Raw genomic sequence first — 22,074 nt, 5'->3', positions numbered from 1 at the left:
TCTTAAAACTTCAATATTTGAAAAAATATTTTTCTAAATTTCAAATATTGAGTTCTACAAAGAACACTAAAAAACAAGCAAAACAGTTGAAATGCTTATAAATAGTAGCTTTTCAAGTTTTTATCGGACAACAATGATTCTGTATTTATAATTTTAATTTTTTCATCCTGAATCGATTTGAAATAATCGATCCATTTCAACTATTTTTAGTGTCAACGTCGATTGTTTTCCTCTAGAAATAGATTCTTTTAAAAAAATATTTCTTTTTTTAAATTTATAAAACAATTCAAACCCTTATTTTTGCGCTATGGCGAAGAAAAATACAGACAAGATCGTTTTTGATCATATAAAAGTCCTTGATGCAGGTGCAAAAGGCGTATCGGTGGCAAAAGCCCCAGATGGAAAAGTAATTTTTATTCCCAATGTGGTTCCGGGCGACGTGGTTGATGTGCAAACTTTCAAAAAGCGTAAGGCCTATTACGAAGGAAAAGCGGTGAAATTTCACGAATTCTCAGAGCACAGAATCGAACCTATTTGCGAACATTTTGGCGTTTGTGGCGGTTGCAAATGGCAGAATATGAACTACAGCCAGCAATTGTTTTACAAACAAAATGAGGTCAAAAATCATTTGCAACGCATTGGAAAAATAGAACTTCCAGATTTTGAACCGATTTTGGGTTCGGAAAAACAATTTTTCTACAGAAATAAAATGGAATTTTCGTTTTCGAACAGCCGTTGGCTAACCGAAAAGGAAATCGACAGCACCGAAGACTTGGGAAATAGAAATGCGTTGGGTTTTCATATTCCGAAAATGTGGGATAAAATTTTGGACATCAATAAATGCCATTTGCAGGAAGACCCATCGAATGCTATTCGGAATGAAATCAGGGCTTTCGCCAATGAAAATAATTTAACATTCTTCAATCCAAGAAATCACGAAGGTTTACTTAGAACCTTGATGATGCGGACTGCTTCGACAGGTGAAATTATGGTTTTACTTCAGTTTTTCGAAAATGACAAAGCAAATAGAGAATTACTTTTAGACCATATTTATAAGCAATTCCCGCAAATTACTTCACTTCAATATGTTGTAAATAATAAGGCAAACGACACTTTATACGACCAAAACATCAAACTTTACAAAGGAAGAGATTATATTTTGGAAGAAATGGAAGGCTTGAAATTTAGCATTAATGCCAAATCTTTTTACCAAACCAATTCCGACCAAGCATTCGAATTGTATAAAATCACCCGAGATTTCGCTGGATTGACTGGTACAGAAATCGTATATGATCTATACACAGGAACTGGAACGATTGCACAATTTGTATCGAAAAATGCTAAAAAAGTAATTGGTGTAGAAAGCGTTCCAGAAGCTATCATTGATGCCAAAGCCAATGCAGAACGCAACAAAATTACGAATTGCGAGTTTTATGTAGGCGATATGAAAGTGGTTTTCAACGAAAGTTTTATTGCACAACACGGCAAACCAGATGTAATTATTACCGATCCACCGAGAGATGGAATGCACGCAGCTGTCATTGAACAAATTATGAAAATTGAACCCTCAAAAATTGTCTATGTAAGTTGCAACTCGGCAACGCAAGCTAGAGATTTGGCTTTAATGGACGAAAAATACAAAGTCACACGTGTTCGACCTGTAGATATGTTTCCACAAACGCATCACGTAGAAAATGTTGTACTTTTGGAAAGAAGGAATTAGTGTTCAGTGTGCGGTGTTCAGTGTTCAGAAATTTAGTGATCAGATTTTAAATTGTAGTGACTTAAAAGTAAGCAGTTGCTAGTTTGATATTTAACATTGAAATTGATTTTTGACATTGAAATTGATTTTTGACATTGAAATTGATTTTTGACATTGAAATTGATTTTTGCCATTGCTATTGAAGTTTAAAGAAACATATGAAAAAAATATTTGCTCTTTTAATACTTATAATATTCACCTCTTCCAGCTGTGAGAAAGACGATATTTGCGACGGCGATACGCCCACTACGCCGCGTTTGATTATTGACTTTTACAACGTTAGTAATCCAACGGTAAGAAAGGATGTAACGAATTTGAAAGTTATAGGTGAAGGAATGACCAACGGTATCGTCTTTACTGCTGGCGCAACGGGAGAAGCACAATATTTAGCCAATGGAAGTACCATTTCAATTCCATTAAAGACAGATGCAAATGCAACTAAATACAATTTTATTCTCAATTCAGGCAATTCAAATCCTACATTGATAGACATCGACGCAATAACGTTCAATTACAGTAGAAATAATGTTTTTGTATCGCGAGCTTGCGGTTTTAAAACAGTTTTTACTTTTGAAACAAGCAATCCATTTGTTCATACCTCAGTGCCGGATACCAAAGAAAAATGGATGAAAGCTATTTTTATCCAAAAAAGCAACATAGACAACGAAAATGAAACACATATCAAAGTATATTTTTAGTTTTTGTTTTCTGCTGTTAACGCTATTAACTCAGGCACAAGAAACTAATCCGACCAAAACCCTTTCAGAAAAAAAGAATTCTGAAGCCAAAGTTCCAGAATCGCCAAAACAGGCGAATGCTAAAACAGCGACAACAAAAAAAACTGACACTATTGCACCTGTAAAAAAAGACCGCTATGGAGTTCGAGTGGGACTAGATTTGTATAAATTGACCCGTGGCTTGTATGATTCTAATTATAAAGGAATCGAATTCGTGGGTGATTACCGTTTAACGAAAAATTATTATGCAGCCGCAGAACTGGGAAGCGAAGACAAAACTACCGAAGATGACCGATTGAATTCCACCACTAAAGGAACATACATAAAAGTGGGATTTGATTACAATGCATACAAAAACTGGTTGGATATGGAAAATATCATTTCCATTGGTTTGCGTGGTGGTTTTAGCACTTTTAATCAGGAATTAAACAGTTACAAAATCTACAATTCAAATCCGTATTGGGGAGAAATGCCTTGGCAAGTTTCTGGAAAAACGTTTAACGGATTGACCGCTGGCTGGATTGAGGTAGTGGCCGGAATAAAAGTAAAAGTGTATAACAATATATTTGTAGGTTTCAGCCTTCGAATGAACACCTTAGTTTTTGACAAAAAACCCAGTGATAACTTCGAAAACCTATACATTCCGGGCTTCAACAGAACGTATGCTGGAAATTTTGGGGCTGGATTAAACTATACCGTTACTTATTTTGTTCCGTTATATAAAAAGACGGTAAAAGCTAAAAAAGAAATTACAAATTAGGAATTACGAATTACGAATTTCCAGAAGAGCCGTAATTCGTAATTTAAAATTCAAAATTCTTTTTATCCTATTTCCTTAATTCCTTTTACAAAAAGCCACGACATAAATAATTTCTCTCCGTCTTTGGTTTTAGTAGCATAAAATTTTGGTGCCAAAAGAGTTCCGGCGACAAATGCGGACATCGAAATCCATAGTCCTTCTACATTGGTGTAATTTCCAATCAGAAATCGGAACAAAATAAATAGTATTCCAAAACATCCTAGTTGGTATAGAAAAGCACGTAATTGTAATTTGGTCATTTTTTTGGGTTATAAGTTATTAGTTATGGGTTAAGAGTTTAACAATTCTGAATACCACTATTTGTTCCTGATAGCTATTGAAACTGAATTTACTAACTTTCTTCTGGAATTTGACCCGAGCCATCAAGGCGAACTGGCAAAGCAAACTTTGTTCTCTTGCTTCCTTCATACATTTCGTATTTGACCAATCTCGCTTCGATGCTGGCATTGAAAAGTTTGATTTTTCGAGATGGTTTTAGTCCTACATATTTCAAAGCTTCGAGATTTCCGGTGATGAACCAAGCGTTGGTTCCTGGATAATTTTTCTTCAAAGTATCACCAATGTTTTTGTAGAATTCTTCCATATGAATGTCTAGTCGCTCATCATAAGGCGGATTAAAAACCATATGTAATTTCCCTTGCGAAGTTTTCTCCGTATCGAAAAAGTTACGTTCCTCGATAGAAATGTACTCGTCCAAATTAGCATTTTTAATATTGTCTTTTGCTTTCAAAACTGCCGATGGCGCTTTGTCGTAGCCTTTTATGGTGTAATGAAATTCCCAAATTTTCTTCATCAAGGAATCCATAATTTGGTCAAACAAATCATTGTCCCAATCGTTCCATTTTTCGAAAGCAAATTCCTTACGGTTGATATTTGCCGGAATATTACAAGCAATCATTGCAGCTTCCGCCAAAAATGTTCCCGAACCACACATTGGATCTAAGAAATCGCCTTGACCATTCCAACCGGAAAGCATAAGAATTCCGGCTGCCAATACTTCGTTGATAGGAGCAATATTCGTGGCGGTTCTATAACCCCGTTGGTGCAAAGAATTACCAGAAGTATCCAAAGCCACAGAAACTTGGTCTTTGTCGATATGGATATTAATTCTCAAGTCTGGATGGATTTTCTCAATACTCGGACGTTGTCCTGTTCTTTCGCGAAACTGATCAACAATAGCGTCTTTACATTTTTGAGAAACAAATTCCGAATGATTAAAATACTCCGAATGTACTGTGGCATCAATCACAAAAGTCTGATTGGCACTAATAAATTTCGACCAGTTTACACCCGAGATTCCTTTGTACAAACCGTTTTCATCTCTTGCCTTGAAGAAATAAATAGGTTTCAGGATTTTCAAAGCCGTTCTCAAAGACAAATTAGCTTTGTACATAAAACCCTTGTCCCCTTTGAAACTTACCATTCTCACACCTTGCTCCACATCTTGTGCGCCAAGCATTTTCAGTTCATTTGCTAGTATTTCTTCAAAACCAAAAAAGGTTTTGGCAATCATTCTAAAATTATTTTCCATTGTAAAATCAAGTATTCGGTGCAAAAATACACTAAATTTGCAGGACTTGAATTATAAGAAAAAGAATAAATGCCGAATTCACTAAAACCAAACACCCCAGACGCAAAACCTACTACCAATACTTGGTTTGCCTCTTGGTTTGACACTCCCTATTATCACATCCTTTACAAAGAGCGAAACTATAGAGAAGCCCAGCTTTTTATGGATAATCTTACGCATTACCTCAACCTTCCAGAAAAGGCAAAAGTGCTGGATTTAGCTTGTGGAAAAGGGCGCCATTCGATCTATTTGAATCAATTGGGTTACGAAGTTGTGGGTGCTGATTTGTCTGAAAACAGCATTGCCGAAGCCAATAAAAACCAAAATAAAAACTTGCATTTTCAGGTTCACGATATGCGAGAGACTTTCGAAGATAAATTTGATGCTATATTTAATTTGTTTACCAGCTTTGGGTATTTCGAAAATGACGAAGACAATTTGACCACTTTGAAGGCGATGAAAGACAGCTTAACTGAACACGGTTTTGCCGTAATCGATTTTATGAATGTAAACCAAGTCATTGGCAATCTGGTTCCAGAAGAAATAAAAATCGTCGAAAACATTCACTTTCATATCAAACGCTATGTAAATGACGGACATATTTACAAAGAAATTGATTTTGAAGATCAAGACGAGAAATTCCATTTTACCGAAAAAGTTAAAGCGTTAACGCTTCAAGACTTTGAAGAAATGATGGAACAAGCTGGAATATTTTTGTTGGATATTTTTGGAGATTACAAACTGAAAAAATTTCACAAAACCGATAGCGAACGGTTAATAATGATATTTAAATAAGAAGTTAGAAGATGGAAGTTAGGAGTGGGAAGTTTGCAATGTTTTCAGCAACCTAAACTCTTAAACCACTTTAAAACAACCTTAAACCTTTAAACAATCTTAAACTTTTAAAAAATAAATGAACTACCTTTTACCCTTATTTTCGGTCCTCTTAGGATATGGTATTGCTTTGTTTTTAAAACCAAAAAGCAAAAACAATCTTAAATTATTGTTGGCTTTTAGCGGTTCGTTTTTACTGTCTTTAACCGTGATGCACTTATTGCCTGAGGTTTACGAAAGTCACAATTCTAATGCTGGACTTTTTATAATGGCGGGAATTTTATTCCAAATCATTTTAGAATTTTTTTCCAAAGGTGCTGAACACGGTCACGTTCACGGTCACGAAAAAATGGAACAAATGCCTTGGTTGCTGTTTATCAGCCTTTGTATTCACGCTTTTTTGGAAGGATTTCCCGTAAGTCATCATCATAGTTTAGCTTTGGGAATTGCCATTCATCATTTGCCGATTGCCATCATATTGACGCTATTTTTTATTAATGCGCAATTGGACAAAAAAGCAATTTTTGTCTTTATGTTTACCTTTGCCATTATGACTCCTTTGGGAACCATTATTTCAGACTATTTACCCGTTTTAAATAAATATTACACCGAAATTACCGCTGTTGTTATTGGGATATTATTCCATATTTCGTCCACCATTATTTTCGAAAGTAGCGAAGGACATAAGTTCAATATTGCCAAGATTTCAATGATAATTATTGGTATATTGGCTGCAAATTTTATCTAATTTTTAAAAAATTTGTTTTATGAAAATTAATGTTTTTTTATTGATTTCGATACTTTTTTTTGCACCCAAAATTATTTCAGCTCAAAAAAAGCTGATTCGATTTAACAACCCTAATATCCAGTATGAGGGGAGAATTGCATTTAGTGATAGTGCGGCTTGTGTCAATTGGTCGGGTTCTTCGATAAGCTTGAATTTCAAAGGTTCTGAAATTTCGGCCATTTTAAAAGATGCAGATACGTCTAATTACTACAATGTAATTTTAGACGAAAAGGTAATTTCAAAAATTCAGCTAGACACCATCAAAAAAAGCTATGTTCTTGCCTCAAATTTGAGTAATGGAACACACAAAATTCAACTTTTCAAACGTACAGAATGGGGAAAAGGGCAAACTTTTTTTTATGGATTTGAAACCAATGAAAATGCTACTATTTTACCAAAATCAAAACCTAAAAAAAAGAAAATAGAGTTCTATGGTGATTCGATTACTTGTGGTTACGGCAACGAAGTTATCAACGGGAAAGATTCTGGAACGGGACATTTCGAAAACAATTATTTAACTTATGGTGCGATAACTGCCCGACATTTTGACGCTCAATTTTCCTGCATTGCTAATAGCGGCATCGGAATTACGGTAAGTTGGTTTCCAACCACAATGCCCGATATTTACGATTTAACGGATCCTCACGATATAAACACCAAATGGAATTTCAATAATTACACCCCTGATGTTGTGGTCATAAATTTATTTCAAAATGATTCTTGGCTTGTAAATAAACCTACTCATGAAGAATTCAAAAGGAAATTCGGAAGTCAAAAACCCAATGAGGATTTTATAATCAAATCGTATGAAAACTTCGTAAAATCAATAAGACAGAAATACCCAAACACCACCATTATTTGTGCTTTAGGAAATATGGACGCTACCAAAGAAGGTTCAAAATGGCCAAATTATATTGTGAAAGCGTTGGAAAACCTTCAAGACAAAAAAATATATTCTCATTTCTTTACTTATAAAAATACGCCTGGTCATCCAAAAGTGAATGAACAGAAAGCAATGGCCGATAGCTTGATTGCTTTTATAAACCAAAATATTAAATGGTAAAACAAATTATAGTTGAAGCTAGATCTTTTTTAATTCAATTTTAAATTCATTTCCTCGAAATTTATTTAGTAAATTTGTAAAAAGATTAAAATGGAAGCAACTCTTTTAGAACGAATTACAATAAAACCAGATGTTTGCAATGGCAAACCAACAGTCAGAGGAATGAGAATTACGGTAGAAACCATTTTACAGTTTTTATCCGCTGGAGATACTGTAGAAACTGTTATAGAAGCTTATCCATTTCTTGAAAAAGAAGACATTCAGGCTTGTATTGCTTTTGCTCTAAAAAATCTATCGTCTTATAAAAATGACGTTCAGCTAGCCAGTTAACTATGGGTTTTTCATTTTTAGTTGATGTAAATCTTCCAAAATATTTCAGTTTTTTTAATGACAATCATTTTATTTTTGTATCTGATATTGATTTGCAAATGAGCGATACCGATATATGGAATTATGCTTTATATAACAAATTAGTCATTCTCACAAAAGACACTGACTTTTATAACCGTTTTTTGGTTTCTTCGACCGCTCCAAAAATAATTTATTTTCAATTAGGCAATTGCTCGTTGAAACAGTTACACCAATATTTCAACGACAATTGGGACAAAATTCTAGCCGAGATTGAAAATTCAAGAATTATTATCGCTAAAGAAAATCATATTGAATGTATCAAATGAAAACAATTACGTATTTAATATTTAATTAGATGACATGGAAATAACCTCAAAAAGACATCCTTATAAATTTTACTTAAGTTTATTGTTTTATAATATATTGCTTATTGGAATTGGGGCAATTTTTCTTTCAGCTAGCATTAGAGATAACAGTAATATTGGTTATTACATTTTTTTTATTGTTATCGCAATAGCGTTCTCTTTGAGTTTTGGCTATTTCAAAAATGCTCCAATTTTCAAATTAAGTAATAAAGGTTTATTGCATAAGAATACTTTTTATTCTTGGGAAGAATTATCATTAGTAAAACTCACAGGCAAAGGAGATATGATATTTACTTCTGGTGAATGCGCCGCCTTGACTTTTAAAGACACCACAAAAATTCAAATATTTGATGATTTTTATTCCAATATTTCTGAAATTAAATGCTTAATTCAAGATGTTGTCATTGATAAAAAAGAAGAAATTGAAATTAAAGAACAAGAAATAAATCCAATAGGTATAGACCGAGAATTATTTGTGACATATAAAGGGAATCCAATATTTTCATTTAGAGGAGTCTTAATGTGGGGGTTTATTGTTTTCATAAATATGATTCCAATATTTTCAAACAAACCCATAAACACTAATTCTTTCTTGCTATTTATGCCTTTATGTTTGTTTTGGTTTATTATCAACTCTTGTATGCTACATTTCTTTGAAATATCAAAAAAATATTTTGTTGTGAAAAACCATTACTTTTTTTGGAAGAAAGACATTTATGCAATTCAAAACATAAAAGAAATTGTTTTTGAAAGTCAGCCAAAACAAGCTAATAAGATAAGAATAATAACAAAAAATTTTAAAACAAAGTTTTATCTTGCAGGAAGCCTAACTGATAAAACTTGGCTGGAAATGAAAAAAGAATTGGAAAATAAAAATATCATTGTTAGAAATGAGTCTATTATTTGAAAATAAATAAGAATCAAAAATGACCTTCACAAAAACCACCGAACAATCCTCGAAATACGAACATTTAGAAAAAATGTCGGTTTCAGAATTATTATCTAATATAAATCAGGAAGACAAAACCGTACCTTTTGCTGTTGAAAAAGCTTTGCCTCAAATTGAGATTTTGGTTGATGAAATTGTTGCCAAAATGAAACTCGGCGGACGATTGTTTTACATCGGCGCAGGAACATCCGGACGGTTAGGCGTTGTGGATGCGTCGGAATGTCCACCTACATTTGGTGTTCCTTTTGATTTAGTCAACGGCATCATTGCTGGTGGTGACAAAGCCATTCGCCGTGCGGTAGAAAATGCCGAAGACGATGCCAATAAGGCTTGGATCGATTTGCAAGAACAAAACATCAACGAAAATGATGTAGTAATTGGAATTGCGGCGTCGGGAACAACGCCTTATGTCATTGGTGGTTTGCAATCTTGCAACGAAAATAAAATAACCACAGGTAGTATTTCTTGTAACGCAGGAAGTCCACTTTCGCAAACAGCAAAATTTCCTATAGATGTTGTTGTAGGTCCCGAATTTGTAACAGGAAGTTCCAGGATGAAAGCGGGAACGGCACAGAAATTAGTATTGAATATGATTTCGACTGCGACAATGATTCAACTCGGGAAAGTAAAAGGCAACAAGATGGTCGATATGCAATTGAGCAACAACAAACTCGTGGATCGCGGCGTGAAAATGATTATGGGAGAAATTCCAGTTTCATATGAAGAAGCATCCGAATTATTAGCAAAATATGGCAGTGTTCGAAAAGCTGTTAATAACTTCCAACCTCCAACTTCTAATTTCTAACTTCAAATGTCAACAAACAAAGAACTTCTGTCCAAATCTATAAAATATTTAGCTTGGGCTTTGCCTTTACTTTTTATTGGTCCGTCTTTGATTTATAATGCATTTATGAACAAGCAAAATGTATGGCACTATTTGGTTTTAGGAATCGGAATTGCGACTTGTGTCGGAGCTGTTTATTTACTTTTTTTGGGGTTGAAAACTATGGTACAAAGTTTATTTAATGATTAATTCATACATTTACTAAAAATTACAACTTATGGATATTCAAGCAGAAATAAATTGGATACATCAAGAAATTGACAAAGTGAAAGACCCATCTTTTGTTGACAAACTAAAACATTTATTACTGTCAGTAAACTCAACCACTGAAGCGACAGATGTTGATTACAACATCGATATTGAAAAAGCATTAGAAAGCATTAAGAATGGTAATTTTCATTCTGAGGATGAAGCAAGGGAAATTTCAAAAAAATGGGGAAGAAAATAATTTGGGCTTCCGATGCTTTAGAACAATTAGAAGATATTCATTTTTATATTCTTTTTGAAAGTAAATCTATTCGAATTGCCGACAAAGCGGTTGATACGATTTTTGAAAGCACCGAAATTCTAAAAACCAATCCAGAAATATACAAACTTGACCCTAAAAGAACAAATAACGATGGTAGTTTCAGAGTGTATTATGTTTATGACTATATGATTTCATACCAAATTACCACAGATTTCATTCAGATTCTTAGAGTTAGACCCACGGCAAGGAAACCAAAAAAATTCTAATGGAAAACCTGATACACACCCATAAAACGTTCGAAAAAGTTTCTTTTATTGACAAAAAAGTCAATAATAGGGAGTTTGAAGATTGTATTTTTAAGAATTGTGATTTTTCGAATAGCGATTTTTGCAACAACACTTTTATGGATTGCGAGTTCATTGATTGCAATCTGTCGATGACTCAATTAACTGGTACAAGTCTGAAAACGTTACATTTCAAAGATTGTAAATTGTTAGGAATACTCTTCCATTTGTGTGCTGATTTTCTATTCAGCGTCAGTTTCCAGGATTGTGTTTTAGATTATTCGTCGTTTGCCAATAAGAAAATGCCGAAAACAAAGTTTGCTTCCTGTTCGATGAAAGAAGTTTCATTTATTGGAACGAATCTAATAAATTCTAGTTTTGAAAATTGTAATTTAGAAAATGCTATTTTCAATGATACGCAATTGGCTGGAGTTGATTTCAAAACGGCTTACAACTATAAAATAGATCCTGAATTTAATCCGATGCGAAAAGCGAAGTTTTCGACACAAGGAATTGTGGGACTATTGGATAAATATGATATAAAAATCGAGTAAAATGGAAACGACAAATTCCTATTTAGAAAGCGTAAAAAAACAATTTCTTTATTATAAAACCTTGGGAGAAAAAGCGATGGATCAGCTCGAACCTGAACAACTTTTTGTTTCCATAAATGAAGATACTAATAGTATTGCAACGATTGTGAAGCATCTTTCGGGAAATATGCTTTCGCGTTGGACGGATTTTCTAAGTTCGGATGGTGAGAAAGAATGGCGAAATCGCGATTTGGAATTTGATTCCCGTTTTCTCGGGAATGACAAGGAAGAATTATTAAACGTTTGGAATAAAGGCTGGGATTGTTTTTTAGATGCTTTGAATAGATTGCATAATGAACAACTTTCGACCATTATTTATATCCGAAACGAAGGGCATACTGTAATTGAAGCGATAAATAGACAATTGGCACATTATCCGTATCATATTGGACAAATTGTTTTCTATGCCAAAATGTTGAAAAAAAGTGAATGGACTAGTTTGTCAATTCCAAAAAACAAGTCCAATAATTACAATTCAGACAAATTCTCCAAAGAGAAAAGCATTCGGAATTTTACGGATGATGAGTTAAACAAATTGAAATAAACCAACGAACATTACAGGTTTAAAAAACCTACGAGGTTCAATAAAGATAGGCAATGAAAAAAATAATCTTACTACTTCCGATACTATTATTAATGTCTTGTTATAATACAGAACACAATTGCAAGGATTTCAAAACAGGCAAATTCAAATTTGAATACAAGGTTGAAGGTGTAAATAAAACCACTGTTTTTGAACGCAAAGACAGCATCGAAATTGAAACCTTCGAAGGAAAAACAGACACTTCCAGTATTCGATGGGTAAATGATTGCGAATATATTTTGCAAAAAATTCACCCAAAGAATAGGGCTGAAAAAAACGCAATTAACATGAAAATCTTGACCACTTCAAAGAATTCCTATACCTTTGAATTTGGAATTGTAGGAAGTGATCAAAAACAACGCGGAACGGTGGAGAAGATTTCAGATAGCAGATAGCAGGTTGCAGATTTCAGAGTGCAGTTTAAATAACTTTAAGCAATTTTAAACTTCTAACTCTAAACCCATAACTCTTAACTCATAACAAAAAAAATGGAAGTATTTTTAAATCCTGATGCTTGGATTGCCTTATTAACATTGACTTTTCTGGAAATTATTCTCGGAATCGACAATATTATTTTTATATCGATTGTTACCGGAAAATTGCCGCCAGAAAAAAGAAAAAAAGCTACTAAAGTGGGAATGTTTTTGGCTATGTTTATGAGAATTGCATTATTATTTGGCATCAGTTTTTTGATTCAAATGAAGAAGCCGTGGTTTTATATTGATTTTAGCTGGTTTTCAGCTGGAGTTACTGGACAAAGTCTTATCCTATTATTCGGAGGATTATTCCTGATTTATAAAAGCACGAAAGAAATTCACGAAAAAGTGGAAGAAAAAGGTGAAGAAGAGAAACAAATTGGTAAAGCAGCTTCCAAATCCTTTCAAGACGTGCTATTGCAAATTATTATGATTGATTTGGTATTTTCTTTCGATAGTATTTTAACGGCTGTTGGGATGACAAATGGAGTTGAAGGAGCACTTTATATTATGATTATGGCCGTAATAATTTCAGTATTGATTATGATGCAATTTGCGGTTCCGGTTGGAAATTTTGTCAACAATCACCCTTCTATTCAAATTCTGGGATTATCATTTTTAATCTTAATTGGATTTATGTTAATAACAGAAAGTGCTCATTTATCGAATGCCTTAATCTTTGGCGGACACGTTACACCAGTGCAGAAAGGATATTTGTATTTTGCGATTTCCTTCTCGCTTTTTGTGGAGTTTTTGAATATGAAAGTCGATAAAAAAAAGAAATAAAATAATTAAATCAAAGCTCCTTTTCGGGGCTTTTTTTATATTGAAGTGATTAATTTAGCACTATGAAAAACACCATCTCACAAAGAGTTGCCGACTTTTTAAAGAACTTCCCTCCTTTTAGTTTTTTAAAACAAAAAGACATCGAAATCATTTCGGAACAGATAACAATCATTTATAAAGAAAAAGATAGTGTTGTTTTTGCCTTAAACGAAGAAACGCACGACAGTTTTTATGTTGTTCACAAGGGAGCTGTAGCGCTTATAGCAGATGAACAAAGTGATATTTTGGATATGTGTGACGAAGGGGATATTTTTGGTTTAAGACCTCTCATCGCCCACGAAAACTACAAAATGGAAGCTCGAACCTATGAAGAAACCATACTTTATGCCATTCCTATTAGTGTTTTTAGGCCTTATGCTCTTGAAAACAAAACTGTTGGTAATTTTTTGATAGAAAGCTTTGCATCTAATACATTAAACCCCTTTTCTAAAAGTCATAGAGGGAAACTATACGGAGAGGAAATTGAAGCCGACACCAAATTATTGGACCTTCAAGAAGTAAAATATTCCAAAAAGATAATAAGTTGTTGGCCATCAACCACGGCCCAAGACGTGGCTAAAATTATGATTGATAAAAATGTGGGCGCCATTCTTGTGGTCGAGCAAAATCTCCCAATTGGTATCATTACAGACAAAGATTTGAGAAACAAAATTGTAACGGGAGAATATCCAATCACAACTATTGCTTCTGCAATAATGACGACTCCAGTGATTACCTATCCCACTAAAATGACAATCACTCAAGCTCAAATGGCAATGATGAAGACTGACATTAGTCATTTATGCATCACAGAAGATGGAACTACGAATACTAAAGCGGTTGGCATGTTATCCAAACACGATGTTATGGTGTCGATTGGAAATAATCCAGCAGTATTGATGAGAGCCATAAAACGTGCAAAAAAATACAAGAAAATCAAGTTAATTCGCGGGGCTATTTTACAATTATTAAAGGGCTATTTGGATCAAAACATACCGATGATGCTGACGTCAAAAATAATTTCTGAATTGAATGATGCTTGTACCAAACAAGTAATTGAAATTGTGTTGAAAAAAATGGACACTCCACCACCAGTGCAATTTTCTTGGTTAGCTATGGGGAGTCAAGGACGAAGTGAGCAATTATTACAAACTGACCAAGATAATGCTTTAGTTTATGAAGATGTTTCAGAAGTATCAGCGGAATCAACAAAAAACTATTTTCTAGATTTGGCAACTCGCATCAATAAAGGACTTTTTGAAATAGGTTACGAATATTGTCCCGCCGAAATGATGGCTTCTAATCCCAATTGGTGCTTGAGTCTTAGCGAATGCAAAAACAAAGTACACCATTGGATTACCAATACTGGAAAAAATGAAGTACTATTATCCTTTATATTTTTTGATTATAGTTCGGTTTATGGAAATAAGGACCTTGTTAATAATTTGTCTGATTTTATTTTTGAAGACGTAAAAGCCAATCCAACATTTTACATCCATTTGGTTAGTGGTGCTTTACAAAGTCCATCGCCGACAGGATTTTTTAGAGAATTTTTATTAGAACAAGATGGTGCTAACAAGGACTTTTTTAATATCAAAAACCGAGCGTTAATGCCACTTGCCGATGCTGCGAGAGTTTTAATCCTATCTCATTCCGTAAAATCCATCAGCAATACAGTAGAGCGATTTGAAAAATTAGCAGAGTTAGAACCTCAAAATGCGGAGTTGTATCTGTCTTGTGCATCTTCCTATAAGATTTTGTTACGATTCAGAACCAATCAAGGGCTATTGCATAATGATTCGGGGCAGTTTATTTCTTTGGAAACATTGTCCAAAACCGAAAAATTGAAATTAAAAAGCACTTTTAAAACCATCAAAGAATTGCAAGAACTCATTCGTATTCGTTTTAATGCTTCAAACATTTTATAGATGGATTTCATGACCAACATCAAAAAATTTATTAGAAACCTCATTGGCAATTCTGATAAATTTGATGACCTAGAAGGAGATATTGAATCGACACGTTTTATCGTTTTGGACACCGAAACTACCGGTTTTAATTATGAAAAGGACCGAATATTGTGCATCGGAGCGGTGGTTTTGCAGAATTATCGGATCCCACTTCAGGAAAGTTTGGAGGTTTACATTCAGCAAGAACATTACAACAAAGCAACCGCTCAAATTCACGGAATTTTAAGAGCATCCGTTTTAAATCGTCCCAACGAGTTAGAGAGTTTGCAACAATTTCTTGATTTCTTGGGCGACTCCATTATCGTGGCACATCATACTCTTTTTGACATTACCATGATCAATAAAGCTTTGGAAAGAAATGGTTTGTCAAAACTAAAAAACAAAACCATTGACACTGCCCATCTTTACAAAAAAACGTTGCTGTATTCTCCGCTTCTCATTAGAAAAGACAGTTATACTTTAGATGATCTTGCCGATAAATTTGATATTTCCAAAAAAGACCGTCATACAGCTATGGGCGATGCTTATATTACGGCAATTGCTTTTTTGAAAATATTGAATAAATTGAAAGAAAAAAAGAGTTTTAGCCTGAAGCAATTATTCAAATAAGGAAAATTACAAATTCAAGACCTCTGAATTCTTTCCTTCAAAATTTTATAATATACTTCAAAACAGTCTGTGCAGACAAAATTATTTTAATGCCACCAAAGGCACTATCAACTTTGGTTTTAACTCTAATTTCAAATACAAAATTAGAAATGAATAAAAAGCAAATAATCCCGAAACTTCGCAAGGATTAAATTGATCATCTATAACGCTAACCCTAGTAAAATTAGTCTAAATTGATACCATTTATCATCAAATTGTTGAGTATCTCAACTATCGATTTAATTAATGATGACGCTATAATTTGTGTCTACACACAAAAAAAATGTTCGAAAAATAGGAAATAAAAAAATAAAACTTACTTTTGTGTAATCGATTACATTTTTATTCAATAGGACAAATCATTCTCTTAAAAACACTTTGAATTCTAATTGATGTAAAAATTATTAAACGAATGTAATAGATCTATTTATAATGGATATGATGAAAAGTGAAATAGTCAATATCTGTTCTATAAGGAGTGAATTGGCAAACTATATAATGAAGATTAATACTTTAAGAAATTTATAATGAGCAAACAATTTATAAACGACAACTTTTTATTAGAAAATAAATACGCTGAAGAATTGTATCATAATTATGCTAAAAATCAGCCTATTATCGATTATCACAATCATTTACCGCCGCAAGCGATCGCCGAAGATAAAATCTTTGACAATGTGTCCAAAGTTTGGATCAACGGAGATCATTACAAATGGCGTGCCATGCGAACTTTAGGAATCAACGAACAATTTATCACAGGAAACGGTTCTGATAAGGATAAATTCTTGAATTGGGCAAAAACGGTTCCGTACACTATGCGTAATCCATTGTACCATTGGACACATTTAGAATTGGCTCGCTATTTTGATATTTACGATTTGCTAAACGAGAAATCGGCTGAAAGAATTTACGAAGAAGCTTCCGCCAAAATAAATTCTCCTGAATACAGCACTCGAAACTTGCTTCGCAAAGTAAACGCTTCTTATGTTTGTACGACCGAAGATCCAATTGACACTTTAGAATTTCATCAACAAATTGCGAAAAGCGACTTCGAAGTAAAGGTTGGAACCGCTTTCAGACCTGACAAAGCTATCTTGATTTCAAACGATGGATACAACGATTATGTTGATGCATTAGGTCAAGCTGCAGGAATTGCGATCAACACTTATGCTGATTTATGTTTGGCTTTGCGAAATAGAATTGATTACTTTGATAAGAATGATTGCAAAATATGTGACCACGGTTTAGATCAAGTGTATTTCGAAAATTATACCGAAACCGAAGTCAAAGCCATCTTCAAAAAGAAAAGAGAAAATGCTGGATTGACTACTGACGAAGCATTGAAATTCCAAAGTGCCATTTTATTCTATTTATTCGAAACCTATCACGAATTTGGATGGGTGCAACAACTCCACTTAGGTGCCTTGAGAAATAATAATGCTCGTATGCACCGCATTTTGGGTGCTGACACAGGTTGGGATTCTATTGGAGACAATCCTCAAGCACAAAAACTCTCTGCTTTCTTAAACGCATTAGACAGTAAAGATAAATTGGCTAAAACAATTATTTACAATTTAAACCCAGCTGATAACGAAGTTATGGCGACTATGATTGGGAATTTCAATGACGGAAGTGTTAAAGGAAAAGTACAATTTGGTTCAGGCTGGTGGTTTTTAGATCAAAAAGACGGAATGACCAAGCAACTAAACGCCCTTTCCAATATGGGATTGATTAGCTGTTTTATCGGAATGTTGACTGACTCACGAAGCTTTTTATCGTTCCCAAGACACGAATATTTCCGACGAATTCTTTGCAATCTATTGGGTGACGAAATTAAAAGAGGCGAATTGCCTAATGATATGGAATGGATTGGAAAAATGGTTTCGGATATTAGTTATAATAATGCCAAAGAATACTTCAAAATTTAAAAAAAATGATAAAATTAAATAGAATAAATACAGGTTTAGAAAAGTTACAACCTATCAAAGTAGTTCAATTTGGAGAAGGTAATTTTTTGAGAGCATTTGTCGATTATGCTTTTCAAAGATTGAATAAAGAAGTTGGTTTCAATGCTGGAATTGCCGTGGTTCAACCATTGAAAGACGGTATGATAAACATGATTAACGACCAAGATGGTTTGTACACTTTGTTTATGAATGGAATCAAAAAAGGAGATAAAATTCAGGATATTGAGTTAATTAACAATATTGTAAAAGGGATTAATCCATATTCTGATTTTGCAGATTATATATCCTTAGCCAAAGAAGAGCAACTTCAATTTATTATATCCAATACTACTGAAGCTGGAATTGAATTTATCGAAACTGATACGCAAAATATGCAACCACCGGTATCATTTCCTGCAAAATTGACTGTTTTATTACACGAAAGATTCCAACATTATAATGGAGATGCTGCCAAAGGGTTGACTATTATTCCTTGTGAATTGATTGATTACAACTCGGAGACTTTAAAGAAATATATTTTGCAATATTGCGATTTATGGAAATTAGGAGCTGATTTCAAAACTTGGGCATCGGATGCTTGCACCTATCATAGTACTTTGGTGGACCGAATTGTTCCGGGATATCCAAGAGCTGAAATTGAAGAATACAATAACAAATTAGCGTATCAAGACAATTTAATTGTTGCTGCTGAACCTTTCTTCCTTTGGGCAATTGAAGGCGGTGATGCTTTAAAAGCAAAATTGCCTTTTCATCAAACGAATTTGAATGTAAAAATTGTTGACGATATTCGACCTTTTAAAATGATAAAAGTTCGTATTTTAAACGGTGCACATACCGCAATGGTTCCTTTTTCACTTTTGTATGGTAACAAATTAGTAATGGAAACCGTTAACGGAAGTTTTACTGGAACATTCGTCAACAACGTTATTAGTGAAATTAGCGAAACCCTTGATATGGACAAAAATGAAATCCTTGCCTATACTGAAGAAGTAATGGATCGATTTAAAAATCCATTTATCAAACATGCATTGGCTGATATTGCTTTAAATTCTATCTCAAAATTCAAAGTAAGAGTCTTGCCTAGTTTAGTAGGATATTATAATGCGAATAAAAAACTGCCCACTAATTTGACTTTTTCCTTAGCTTGTTTAATCCAATTCTACAAAGGAACCTGGAATAACGAAGTGTTGCCTGTTAAAGATTCTCAAGAAATAGTTGAAGCATTTAAAGTTGCTTGGCAATTAGAAACTTTAAAATTGGTTGTTGCTAAAGTTTTAGCTAATATCGAATTCTGGGGTGAAGATTTAACAAAAATCGAAGGTTTATCAGAAGCTACAGTATTTGCTTTAAACGAAATTGAAGCCAACGGTATCGAGCAAGGTTTTGCTAATTTTAGCAAAAACATCTAAAAAATTCAAACTTACTATTTATATTATGCAAAAGAAAATACTAAAAGTAAATCCTTCTGACAATGTCGCGGTAGCGTTAGTAAATCTAGTTGCTGGCGAGCTTATCCATTTTGAAGGAGAGGCAATAACAATAGAGACTGATGTAAAAATGAAGCATAAAATTGCAATGTATCCTTTTGAAATAGGAGAAAGAATTATTATGTATGGGGTTTTGGTTGGAAAAGCAAGTACTCCTATTGCAAAAGGCGGACTCCTTTCTACTGCAAATGTAAAACACGAAAGTGCCAAAGTAACTGCAAAAACAGAGACTATTGGTTGGACCGTTCCTAATGTTGACAAATGGAAAAACAGAACTTTTCAAGGGTATCAAAGAGAAGATGGTCAAGTAGGAACTGAAAATGTTTGGTTGTTTTTTCCATTGGTTTTTTGTGAAAATAGAAATATCGAAATCTTAAAAGATATTTTCGAAAAAGAAGTAATGAAACCTAAAGAAAACGATTATCAATTATTACTTCGTTCTCTTGTAAGTTCAAAAAATGGTTTAGCTGAAGCTGCGGGCAAATCGGCTGAGGCTAATTTATTCAAAAATATTGAAGTAAAATTCATAACCCATCAAGGTGGTTGTGGTGGAATTCGTCAAGATTCGCATAGTTTGGCTAAACTTTTGGCGGGTTATGTAAACAATCCGAACGTGGCTGGAGCAACTGTTTTGAGTTTGGGTTGCCAAAACTTGCAAATCTCCATTTTCAAAGAGGCATTAAATGAAATAAATCCTAATAGCACAAAACCCGTATTGATTTACGACCAACAATCCATTGGAACCATTGAAGCTATGCTGAGTAGCGTTGTAAAAGATACTTTCGCCGCTATAAAAGAAGCGAATAAACTCGAAAGAACTCCTGCCCCATTATCAAAATTAAAAATTGGCTTAGAATGTGGCGGTTCTGACGGATTCTCGGGAATTTCTGCAAATCCAACATTGGGCGTCACTTCTGACTTGCTTACTGCTTTAGGAGGAACAACTATTCTTTCAGAGTTTCCTGAATTGTGTGGTGTGGAACAAGAATTGGTAAACCGTTGCAATGAAGAGAAAGATGGAAAGCGCTTTTTGGAATTAATGAAATGGTACGAAAAAACAGTTGTTGATGCGGGTTCAGGTTTTGATATGAATCCTTCACCAGGAAACATTAAAGACGGATTAATTACGGATGCAATGAAATCAGCTGGAGCTGCCAAAAAAGGAGGAACCTCTCCAATTGTAGGTGTTTCAGATTATGGAGAATACATTTCCAAACCAGGTTTAAATTTATTGTGTACGCCAGGAAATGATGTAGAATGTACTACAGCAATGGTGGGTTCAGGAGCCAATATGGTTTTATTTACAACAGGTTTGGGAACTCCAACTGGAAATCCTATTGCACCCGTTGTAAAAGTTTCTTCTAATTCTGAATTGGCTAGAAAAATGTCTGATATTATCGATATTGATACTGGTGGAATTATTACTGGTGAAAAAACTATCGATGAAATGGCTGATGAAATGCTGGAATTCATAATCAATGTTGCCAGTGGTACTATCAAAACTAAGGCGGCAATTCTAAACCAAAATGATTTTATCCCCTGGAAAAGAGGGGTTTCTTTGTAGAATATTTTAATTTGTTTGGTTAATAAAGGTGTCGGAATTTAAAATTCTTACACCTTTTTTTATAGAACAGTATCTCTTGATGATGATTTTCTAATGTGCAATTCAGGTTTTAAGACCACATTTTTTTCTGTTTTTAGATTTTCGGTATTATTAATTTGTTCCAAAAATACTTTGGCTGCCATTTTACCCATTTCTAAAGGTGATTGGTCAACCGATGAAATTGAAAGTTCCATAAACTTTGTAAAAGGCTCGTTACCAAAGCCAAAAACACAAAATTCTTCCGGTATTTTTATACCCTTTTCTTTTAATACTTGAATAGCGCCCAACGCGGCAAAATCACTGGTAGAAAATAATGCATCAGGTGGGTTTTCCATATTCAGTAATTTTTCCATTACTTGTCTTCCTGCTTCAACACTACTTTTTATCTGAAACATATAATTTTCATTAAATTCCATTTTATTATCTATCAAAGCCTTTTTAAATCCTTTGGTTCTATTTTGGAAAATTTCTAAAGTTTGATCTCCTGTAAAATGCGATATACGAGTGCACCCTTGCTCAATAAGTTGTTTTGTGGCTAAGTAACCGCCTTCAAAATCATTAATGGTTACTGAACTAACTCCATCGATATTTTTTTTTCTGTCAAAAAATACTAGTGGGACGTTTTTATCTACAATGCGCTTAAAGGCTCGATTATTTTCTTCAATGACATTAGAAATAGACATTAAAATTCCGTCAACTTGAGTATTTAAAAGCGTATTAATATTTTCCAATTCCCTAGTTTCATCTTCGCGGGTTTGGCATATAATAACGTGATATCCCTCTGGATATAATTCTTCCTCGATGCCGCGAATTACAGATGCAAAAAAATTACTATCAATACGAGGTACAATAACACCAACATTGTTACTTTTTCCACTACGAAGAGCCAAAGCCAAACGATTCTGCTTGTAATTCATTTTAGCTGCGGTCTCCAACACCAATTTTCGAGTACTTTCACTTATTTTAGGATTGTTATTCAAAGCTCTCGAAACTGTAGCAGCAGTAATATCAAGTTCTTTTGCAATATCATAAATCGTGGTTCTGAGGCTCATACAGTATTTTAATAAAATATTTTTGTGAATTTAAC

25 protein-coding genes are annotated in these 22,074 nt (G+C 33.8%); 22 read left to right on the top strand and 3 right to left on the bottom strand.

Translation table 11 applies throughout. The annotated features are described in order from the left end of the window. Nucleotides 1-307 precede the first annotated feature (307 nt). The 3 genes from rlmD to RMO83_RS02035 all read left to right on the top strand — a co-directional run bounded on the left by rlmD (nt 308) and on the right by RMO83_RS02035 (nt 3,259). A complete protein-coding gene (gene rlmD, locus RMO83_RS02045) occupies nt 308-1,723 on the top strand; it encodes a 23S rRNA (uracil(1939)-C(5))-methyltransferase RlmD (protein WP_310558005.1) in 1,416 nt (471 codons plus the stop codon). A gap of 197 nt (nt 1,724-1,920) precedes the next feature. Beyond that, a complete protein-coding gene (locus RMO83_RS02040; protein WP_310558004.1) occupies nt 1,921-2,460 on the top strand; it encodes a DUF6452 family protein in 540 nt (179 codons plus the stop codon). Next, nucleotides 2,432-3,259, top strand: coding sequence for a DUF6048 family protein (locus tag RMO83_RS02035; protein WP_310558003.1), 828 nt, complete (start codon nt 2,432-2,434; stop codon nt 3,257-3,259). The genes RMO83_RS02040 and RMO83_RS02035 overlap by 29 nt, the downstream gene beginning before the upstream one ends. 62 nt (nt 3,260-3,321) lie before the next feature. Here the strand turns inward: RMO83_RS02035 and RMO83_RS02030 are convergent, their stop codons facing one another. After that, nucleotides 3,322-3,558, bottom strand: coding sequence for a hypothetical protein (locus RMO83_RS02030; protein ID WP_310558002.1), 237 nt, complete (start codon nt 3,556-3,558; stop codon nt 3,322-3,324). 92 nt (nt 3,559-3,650) lie between these two features. After that, nucleotides 3,651-4,850 carry a THUMP domain-containing protein gene (locus RMO83_RS02025; protein WP_310558001.1) on the bottom strand — a complete coding sequence of 400 codons (1,200 nt, stop codon included), beginning with the start codon at nt 4,848-4,850 and terminating at the stop codon, nt 3,651-3,653. Nucleotides 4,851-4,919: 69 nt separating this feature from the next. Here RMO83_RS02025 and RMO83_RS02020 point away from each other — a divergent pair, with 69 nt between their 5' ends. The 19 genes from RMO83_RS02020 to RMO83_RS01930 all read left to right on the top strand — a co-directional run bounded on the left by RMO83_RS02020 (nt 4,920) and on the right by RMO83_RS01930 (nt 20,948). Continuing rightward, on the top strand, nt 4,920-5,684 hold the full coding sequence (locus RMO83_RS02020) for a class I SAM-dependent methyltransferase (protein WP_310558000.1): 765 nt from the start codon (nt 4,920-4,922) through the stop codon (nt 5,682-5,684). Nucleotides 5,685-5,802: 118 nt separating this feature from the next. Further along, nucleotides 5,803-6,471, top strand: coding sequence for a ZIP family metal transporter (locus RMO83_RS02015; protein ID WP_310557999.1), 669 nt, complete (start codon nt 5,803-5,805; stop codon nt 6,469-6,471). Between the two features lie 19 nt (nt 6,472-6,490). Continuing rightward, a complete protein-coding gene (locus RMO83_RS02010; RefSeq protein WP_310557998.1) occupies nt 6,491-7,573 on the top strand; it encodes an SGNH/GDSL hydrolase family protein in 1,083 nt (360 codons plus the stop codon). A 90-nt stretch (nt 7,574-7,663) separates the two neighbouring features. Continuing rightward, nucleotides 7,664-7,903, top strand: coding sequence for a DUF433 domain-containing protein (locus RMO83_RS02005; RefSeq protein WP_310557997.1), 240 nt, complete (start codon nt 7,664-7,666; stop codon nt 7,901-7,903). 2 nt (nt 7,904-7,905) lie between these two features. After that, nucleotides 7,906-8,250 (top strand): DUF5615 family PIN-like protein, encoded by a 345-nt coding sequence (locus RMO83_RS02000; RefSeq protein WP_310557996.1) that lies wholly within the window; start codon nt 7,906-7,908, stop codon nt 8,248-8,250. A gap of 97 nt (nt 8,251-8,347) precedes the next feature. Further along, nucleotides 8,348-9,196 carry a hypothetical protein gene (locus tag RMO83_RS01995; RefSeq protein WP_310557995.1) on the top strand — a complete coding sequence of 283 codons (849 nt, stop codon included), beginning with the start codon at nt 8,348-8,350 and terminating at the stop codon, nt 9,194-9,196. 19 nt (nt 9,197-9,215) lie between these two features. Then, nucleotides 9,216-10,043, top strand: coding sequence for an N-acetylmuramic acid 6-phosphate etherase (gene murQ, locus RMO83_RS01990; RefSeq protein ID WP_310557994.1), 828 nt, complete (start codon nt 9,216-9,218; stop codon nt 10,041-10,043). A 6-nt stretch (nt 10,044-10,049) separates the two neighbouring features. Further along, nucleotides 10,050-10,271, top strand: a complete 222-nt coding sequence (locus tag RMO83_RS01985) for a DUF6095 family protein (RefSeq protein WP_310557993.1) — start codon at nt 10,050-10,052, stop codon at nt 10,269-10,271. 28 nt (nt 10,272-10,299) lie between these two features. Then, the gene (locus tag RMO83_RS01980) at nt 10,300-10,530 is read left to right on the top strand and encodes a hypothetical protein (protein WP_310557992.1); all 231 of its coding nucleotides are present in this window, start codon (nt 10,300-10,302) and stop codon (nt 10,528-10,530) included. Beyond that, nucleotides 10,515-10,817, top strand: a complete 303-nt coding sequence (locus RMO83_RS01975; RefSeq protein WP_310557991.1) for a type II toxin-antitoxin system RelE/ParE family toxin — start codon at nt 10,515-10,517, stop codon at nt 10,815-10,817. The genes RMO83_RS01980 and RMO83_RS01975 overlap by 16 nt, the downstream gene beginning before the upstream one ends. After that, nucleotides 10,817-11,389 carry a pentapeptide repeat-containing protein gene (locus RMO83_RS01970; protein WP_310557990.1) on the top strand — a complete coding sequence of 191 codons (573 nt, stop codon included), beginning with the start codon at nt 10,817-10,819 and terminating at the stop codon, nt 11,387-11,389. The genes RMO83_RS01975 and RMO83_RS01970 overlap by 1 nt, the downstream gene beginning before the upstream one ends. A 1-nt stretch (nt 11,390) precedes the next feature. Further along, nucleotides 11,391-11,972, top strand: a complete 582-nt coding sequence (locus tag RMO83_RS01965; protein WP_310557989.1) for a DUF1572 family protein — start codon at nt 11,391-11,393, stop codon at nt 11,970-11,972. A 53-nt stretch (nt 11,973-12,025) separates the two neighbouring features. Beyond that, the gene (locus RMO83_RS01960; protein WP_310557988.1) at nt 12,026-12,406 is read left to right on the top strand and encodes a DNA topoisomerase IV; all 381 of its coding nucleotides are present in this window, start codon (nt 12,026-12,028) and stop codon (nt 12,404-12,406) included. A 93-nt stretch (nt 12,407-12,499) separates the two neighbouring features. Continuing rightward, nucleotides 12,500-13,273, top strand: coding sequence for a TerC family protein (locus RMO83_RS01955; protein ID WP_310557987.1), 774 nt, complete (start codon nt 12,500-12,502; stop codon nt 13,271-13,273). 62 nt (nt 13,274-13,335) lie between these two features. Continuing rightward, nucleotides 13,336-15,240 (top strand): DUF294 nucleotidyltransferase-like domain-containing protein, encoded by a 1,905-nt coding sequence (locus tag RMO83_RS01950; protein WP_310557986.1) that lies wholly within the window; start codon nt 13,336-13,338, stop codon nt 15,238-15,240. After that, entirely contained in the window at nt 15,241-15,891 is a 651-nt protein-coding gene (locus RMO83_RS01945) for a 3'-5' exonuclease (protein ID WP_310557985.1), read from the top strand. 566 nt (nt 15,892-16,457) lie between these two features. Further along, complete coding sequence (gene uxaC / locus RMO83_RS01940; RefSeq protein WP_310557984.1) at nt 16,458-17,858, top strand: glucuronate isomerase; 1,401 nt, start codon at nt 16,458-16,460, stop codon at nt 17,856-17,858. A gap of 5 nt (nt 17,859-17,863) precedes the next feature. Then, nucleotides 17,864-19,306 carry a tagaturonate reductase gene (locus RMO83_RS01935; RefSeq protein WP_310557983.1) on the top strand — a complete coding sequence of 481 codons (1,443 nt, stop codon included), beginning with the start codon at nt 17,864-17,866 and terminating at the stop codon, nt 19,304-19,306. A gap of 25 nt (nt 19,307-19,331) precedes the next feature. Beyond that, on the top strand, nt 19,332-20,948 hold the full coding sequence (locus RMO83_RS01930) for an altronate dehydratase family protein (RefSeq protein ID WP_310557982.1): 1,617 nt from the start codon (nt 19,332-19,334) through the stop codon (nt 20,946-20,948). A 59-nt stretch (nt 20,949-21,007) separates the two neighbouring features. Here the strand turns inward: RMO83_RS01930 and RMO83_RS01925 are convergent, their stop codons facing one another. Beyond that, complete coding sequence (locus RMO83_RS01925) at nt 21,008-22,039, bottom strand: LacI family DNA-binding transcriptional regulator (protein ID WP_310557981.1); 1,032 nt, start codon at nt 22,037-22,039, stop codon at nt 21,008-21,010. Between the last annotated feature and the right edge of the window lie 35 nt (nt 22,040-22,074).

The sequence above is a fragment of the Flavobacterium sp. genome, assembly GCF_031423415.1.
In the GTDB taxonomy this organism is placed as follows: Bacteria; Bacteroidota; Bacteroidia; order Flavobacteriales; family Flavobacteriaceae; genus Flavobacterium.
Note: the sequence above shows the minus strand (reverse complement) of the source record. Positions and strands in the feature narration are given on the sequence as shown.

Coding starts and splice junctions, on each gene's coding strand:
- rlmD (WP_310558005.1), top strand. CDS start 308: ATGGCGAAGAAAAATACAGACAAGATCGTTTTTGATCATATAAAAGTC.
- RMO83_RS02040 (WP_310558004.1), top strand. CDS start 1,921: ATGAAAAAAATATTTGCTCTTTTAATACTTATAATATTCACCTCTTCC.
- RMO83_RS02035 (WP_310558003.1), top strand. CDS start 2,432: ATGAAACACATATCAAAGTATATTTTTAGTTTTTGTTTTCTGCTGTTA.
- RMO83_RS02030 (WP_310558002.1), bottom strand. CDS start 3,558: ATGACCAAATTACAATTACGTGCTTTTCTATACCAACTAGGATGTTTT.
- RMO83_RS02025 (WP_310558001.1), bottom strand. CDS start 4,850: ATGGAAAATAATTTTAGAATGATTGCCAAAACCTTTTTTGGTTTTGAA.
- RMO83_RS02020 (WP_310558000.1), top strand. CDS start 4,920: ATGCCGAATTCACTAAAACCAAACACCCCAGACGCAAAACCTACTACC.
- RMO83_RS02015 (WP_310557999.1), top strand. CDS start 5,803: ATGAACTACCTTTTACCCTTATTTTCGGTCCTCTTAGGATATGGTATT.
- RMO83_RS02010 (WP_310557998.1), top strand. CDS start 6,491: ATGAAAATTAATGTTTTTTTATTGATTTCGATACTTTTTTTTGCACCC.
- RMO83_RS02005 (WP_310557997.1), top strand. CDS start 7,664: ATGGAAGCAACTCTTTTAGAACGAATTACAATAAAACCAGATGTTTGC.
- RMO83_RS02000 (WP_310557996.1), top strand. CDS start 7,906: ATGGGTTTTTCATTTTTAGTTGATGTAAATCTTCCAAAATATTTCAGT.
- murQ (WP_310557994.1), top strand. CDS start 9,216: ATGACCTTCACAAAAACCACCGAACAATCCTCGAAATACGAACATTTA.
- RMO83_RS01985 (WP_310557993.1), top strand. CDS start 10,050: ATGTCAACAAACAAAGAACTTCTGTCCAAATCTATAAAATATTTAGCT.
- RMO83_RS01980 (WP_310557992.1), top strand. CDS start 10,300: ATGGATATTCAAGCAGAAATAAATTGGATACATCAAGAAATTGACAAA.
- RMO83_RS01975 (WP_310557991.1), top strand. CDS start 10,515: ATGGGGAAGAAAATAATTTGGGCTTCCGATGCTTTAGAACAATTAGAA.
- RMO83_RS01970 (WP_310557990.1), top strand. CDS start 10,817: ATGGAAAACCTGATACACACCCATAAAACGTTCGAAAAAGTTTCTTTT.
- RMO83_RS01965 (WP_310557989.1), top strand. CDS start 11,391: ATGGAAACGACAAATTCCTATTTAGAAAGCGTAAAAAAACAATTTCTT.
- RMO83_RS01960 (WP_310557988.1), top strand. CDS start 12,026: ATGAAAAAAATAATCTTACTACTTCCGATACTATTATTAATGTCTTGT.
- RMO83_RS01955 (WP_310557987.1), top strand. CDS start 12,500: ATGGAAGTATTTTTAAATCCTGATGCTTGGATTGCCTTATTAACATTG.
- RMO83_RS01950 (WP_310557986.1), top strand. CDS start 13,336: ATGAAAAACACCATCTCACAAAGAGTTGCCGACTTTTTAAAGAACTTC.
- RMO83_RS01945 (WP_310557985.1), top strand. CDS start 15,241: ATGGATTTCATGACCAACATCAAAAAATTTATTAGAAACCTCATTGGC.
- uxaC (WP_310557984.1), top strand. CDS start 16,458: ATGAGCAAACAATTTATAAACGACAACTTTTTATTAGAAAATAAATAC.
- RMO83_RS01935 (WP_310557983.1), top strand. CDS start 17,864: ATGATAAAATTAAATAGAATAAATACAGGTTTAGAAAAGTTACAACCT.
- RMO83_RS01930 (WP_310557982.1), top strand. CDS start 19,332: ATGCAAAAGAAAATACTAAAAGTAAATCCTTCTGACAATGTCGCGGTA.
- RMO83_RS01925 (WP_310557981.1), bottom strand. CDS start 22,039: ATGAGCCTCAGAACCACGATTTATGATATTGCAAAAGAACTTGATATT.